This window comes from Desulfovibrio sp. An276 (assembly GCF_002159665.1).
GTDB lineage: Bacteria > Desulfobacterota > Desulfovibrionia > Desulfovibrionales > Desulfovibrionaceae > Desulfovibrio > Desulfovibrio faecigallinarum.
In genome coordinates this window covers 1-3,905 of record NZ_NFJC01000065.1, presented here as the reverse complement: position 1 = coordinate 3,905, position 3,905 = coordinate 1, and the positions used below count along the sequence as shown (strand labels likewise).

The window sequence follows — 3,905 nt, the reverse complement described above, 5'->3', positions numbered from 1 at the left end:
AGTCGCAGAAATCAGAATCTCAAAGTTCTCTTCCCATTCGCTATTCACTTGTCAATGAACCAGAACCTGCCGCCGTTTCAAGCGGCGTCGGGCTTTATGCCCTTTTCCTTGCCAACTGTCAAGAACTTTTTTTTTCGTTTCGCGATTTTTTTTTCGCGGAAGAATTTTGTTCCTTCTCAGTCGCGGGAAAGTTCTTTATAGGCTTTTCGGTTTTCATCTGTCAAGCAATTTTTTTGAACTTTTTTGGGAAGCTCTCGAAACTGCCTTCCAGACTGGCGTTAAGCCTTGCTCCAAATGAATTCGCAAGGTGCGTTTTCAATTGGCGCGAGGGAGGCTTCTACGCTTGTGGCATGGGTCTGTCAACAAAATTCTGCATTTTTGACAAACTTTTTTCTACCGGATGCAGACTCTATCTCCTAACCTATTGAATTTTCATGCAACTACAGCAAACAGAGTATTGCCTTCTGTTTGTCCCCCAAAAAGCTCCATAGCTCGACAACAAAACTGCCTACACGCACTTCCATGCGGCAAAGCACCTTTGCTCGCCATCAAAGACCAGGGCGACACGAAGAAGAGTCTTCTCACCTGTTGCCTCACCGTAGCTCCTTTGGCGTATCTGCTCGACTGCCTGCTCAAGAAGCCGGGCTGTCTCGGAAGACTTTTTGGCATACTTGAACTCGAAGACCCAGTGCCTTTGCCCTGCTGCAACTTCCATGTCGCTGCGTCCCAGGGCATTGTGTATCTCTACCCCGGGAATCATGGCTGCCCCAATCAGGAGCACCTGCAGATAGGCACGGCAGCTGGCCTCGTCCACTATTGGGTAGCGGTGGTAGTCGATGGCGCCAACGGCAGCATTGAAATAGGCAATGACGGCCTCGACATCTCCCTGCCTCATTGCCGATAAGATGGGCATTGCCCCTGTTCGAATACGCTTTCCCTGCAACAGTCTGTCCGCGTAGAGCTGTGCCATGGAGACTGCCACTTCCTGGTTGGGGTAGCCGAGGATAGCGTAGCGGTCTTCCGTGACCTCCCGTATGGTGTAATAGCCTGCCTGGGTCAAAAGCACATCAAGCCCTATATCGTCATACTGCCTTGAGGCATTCAGCTCCGAGAGGCGCACTTCTCTTGTGTCCGCATAAGCGATTGGTTCGGACAGGGCGTGGTTCACGAGATACTTCAAGAGAACCGATGGCTGACCGCCACTTGTGTACCAGTAGTTTTCGAACCCCAGTTGCGGGAATTTCAGGAAATTCAGCACCGACCAGGGACAAAAGACGTGATACCGCGCCTGCGAGTCAAAGGAAAAACCGTCGTAGTTTGCCTTGAGGTTTTCCAGAAGCTCTGCTTCGGACATGGCAAGCGCCAAGGCTGCCTCGGAGAGATAGGCGGAAAAATAGCGCAGGATTTCCTCTTCGGTGTAGCCCAGAAGCGTGCCGAAGACGGGGTTCATGGAAATGTCCTGGAGATTGTTGAACGCAGAGAAAATGCTCGTGTTGCTGAATTTGGTGATCCCGGTCATGAAGAAGAAGCGAAAGCAGCCCTCATACTCCTTGATCGCAGCATAGAATTCTCCCAGGCAGTCGCGAATAATCTCAAAGGCCTCCGGGTTCTCCAGATGTGACGTCAGGGGCGCATCGTACTCATCTATCAAAAGCACCAGGGAGTTCGGGGCTTGCGAGGCAAGCCACATCTTCAGCTGATCCAGGAAAAACACTGTCTTCAGCTCTGGCTGATAGCGAAAGCCCAGGGGCATGAAGGCTGCCTGCAAAAGGCTGTACAGTCCAGCCGCGAATCCTTCACGATCCGGACAGGACTTGAGGCCCGAGAAGTCCAGTTTTACTACTGAATACGTTGTGTCATTCCACAGTTTCTCAATTGCAAGCGCCCGGAAATCCCGCAGTCCATATCTGAACAGGGATTCGAAGGTGGAGATCAGCAGGGATTTGCCAAAACGCCTTGGCCTTGCAAGGAAAATTTTTCCTCTGCCTTGCGCAAGCCGATACAAAAGCTCTGTCTTGTCGACGTAGATTTCGTTGTTTGCGCGCAAGGTGGCAAAATTTGAAGATCCAAGGGGCAGAGCATTGGGCATGATACATTCCTTCATGTTGGCCGCAGAGCCTGGCTGCAGAACAGGGATAAAATCTGTGGACAGTATAGGAAAAGACCGCATGGCTGCAAAGCTTGCTTCGGGACCCGTCTCGAAGAAATTGCTTTAAGGAAGGGCCGCCAGCCTTTGGACAGTGCCCCCGGATCGCTCCGGGGGCACCTCTCTTGATGCGTGCATGCGTGTGCACTACCTGCCTTGCTGCACAACACAGGCAAAAATCTCGCGAACCTCCCTATTGGGGACACTCAAGATTTTCATGTAGGCGCCTGCGCGATGGATATCCTCTTCCAGGTAGTCCGGCGCGCCAGTCAGAAATCCGGCAAAAAGGAGGCGGGACAAAAGCTCTTTCCTCCAGAGCCTCTCCTCGTTGTATTCGATGCATACGTCGATATCGGTTTGTACACCCATGAGCCGATCCACATTGAAGGCCGCATCTCCTTCTGTCAGTTGCTCAATCAAATTCTTTTCCAAGCTGTAGTCCATGTAGACCCGGGGAGAGGTATCAGGGTTATCCTGCACGTCGCAAAGATAGTCCATGACGCTTGCGGGACAATAGCTTTAGCCCGCTCATGTGATACCCCCCGTACCATTCCCTGAATTCCTGTCGTCTGGGGAAGAGGGCAGCATCGAGCAAAAGCCTGTCCACCTCGTCCTGGGTGAAGCCGAAGTAGGAGGCATACCGATCAAAATCGGCCAGGTGCTCGCAACTGAAATTGTTGAAGCCCGAACCAAGGCCATGTGGCATGTAGCGCAGGCACCCGGTGAAGATGCCGAACTTGAGATGAAAATTCGTTTTCAGGGCCTCGCCGAGGAAACTGCCGATGAAACTGTGCATTTCCTCGTAATAGCCATGCTCTGCGGCGCACACGAGAGGAGCATCGTATTCATCAACCAGAACGATAGTCCTCTTTTCAAACTGGGCATGCAAAACATGCGTTATGGCGTACAGGGCACAGGACAGGGACCACTGCCTGTCAGAAGCAAGGAAGCGCTTCTTGTTGTTCTCCCAGAACTTCCACCTGTTCCCCAGCTTCTCCCTGTCCAGAAGAGGATCTATCTTGGTGCAGACAAGCGCAATCTCCTTGCGCAGGCAATCCATTGCCTCCTCGAATGTCGCTCCCTTCACGTTCTGCAGAGAAAGAAGAACCACAGGGTACTGATTCATCCACTGCTCGCACAGCCTCTTGTTGTTCATTACCTTGAGACCTCCAAACAGCTCCCTGCTGTCCTTGCTGATATCGAAAAACTCGGCCAGCATGGACATGAGCAATGATTTCCCGAAACGCCTTGGGCGCATGAGAAGCGTGGCAGAGGCATGGGGACAGTAATGGCTGGGATTGGGATTTCCAGGAAAGGTCAGGAAGGATTCGATGAAGCCGGTCTTGTCCACGTGCTCCTTTGTTGCACTTTTTACAAAGTGTCAGTCCTGCGATTGTCACGGTACCACTTTGATTGCCACCTTCTTGGTGGGCATCAACGACTTGGCATGCATTCCCGGCCCAGGCTTGCGTCATACCCATTGCCCGTGTCACCGACTTTGCCGGAAAAGGCATGCACTTTGGAAGGAGCATAGGCCAGGTGCAGCCTGCCTGCAAGGGGCATCTTCTTTCTGTCTTGTCCCTTGGGCTGCCAACCATCCAGGCCCCCAGATCAAGAAAAAGCCCCGGAGCAGAATGTGCTCTACGGGGCTTCATGAAAAATCTTGGCAACTACCTACTTTCCCACATGAAGATATGCAGTATCATCGGCGAAAAGGAGCTTAACTTCCGAGTTCGGAATGGGATCGGGTGTACCCTCC

At 52.1% G+C, this 3,905-nt stretch carries 4 protein-coding genes and 1 rRNA gene; 1 reads left to right on the top strand and 4 read right to left on the bottom strand.

The window, feature by feature from the left end; genetic code table 11:
- Positions 1-428 (top strand): hypothetical protein (locus tag B5F76_RS15245; RefSeq protein ID WP_204218438.1); only part of this gene is annotated, 428 nt, incomplete at its 5' end.
- 80 nt (positions 429-508) lie between these two features.
- On the opposite strand, the gene B5F76_RS14140 is transcribed toward B5F76_RS15245, so the two are convergent.
- The 4 genes from B5F76_RS14140 to rrf all read right to left on the bottom strand — a co-directional run.
- Positions 509-2,104 (bottom strand): AAA family ATPase, encoded by a 1,596-nt coding sequence (locus B5F76_RS14140; protein ID WP_087355719.1) that lies wholly within the window; start codon positions 2,102-2,104, stop codon positions 509-511.
- Between the two features lie 189 nt (positions 2,105-2,293).
- Positions 2,294-2,644 carry a hypothetical protein gene (locus tag B5F76_RS14135; RefSeq protein WP_087355717.1) on the bottom strand — a complete coding sequence of 117 codons (351 nt, stop codon included), beginning with the start codon at positions 2,642-2,644 and terminating at the stop codon, positions 2,294-2,296.
- Positions 2,616-3,497 (bottom strand): AAA family ATPase, encoded by an 882-nt coding sequence (locus tag B5F76_RS14130; RefSeq protein ID WP_087355715.1) that lies wholly within the window; start codon positions 3,495-3,497, stop codon positions 2,616-2,618. Before B5F76_RS14130 ends, B5F76_RS14135 begins: the two co-directional genes overlap by 29 nt.
- 310 nt (positions 3,498-3,807) lie before the next feature.
- Positions 3,808-3,905 (bottom strand): 5S ribosomal RNA (gene rrf / locus B5F76_RS14125); the annotation flags it as partial.

What these genes read in the sequence shown, in the direction of transcription:
- B5F76_RS14140 (WP_087355719.1), bottom strand. Translation starts at nt 2,104, where the DNA reads ATGAAGGAATGTATCATGCCCAATGCTCTGCCCCTTGGATCTTCAAAT.
- B5F76_RS14135 (WP_087355717.1), bottom strand. Translation starts at nt 2,644, where the DNA reads ATGGACTATCTTTGCGACGTGCAGGATAACCCTGATACCTCTCCCCGG.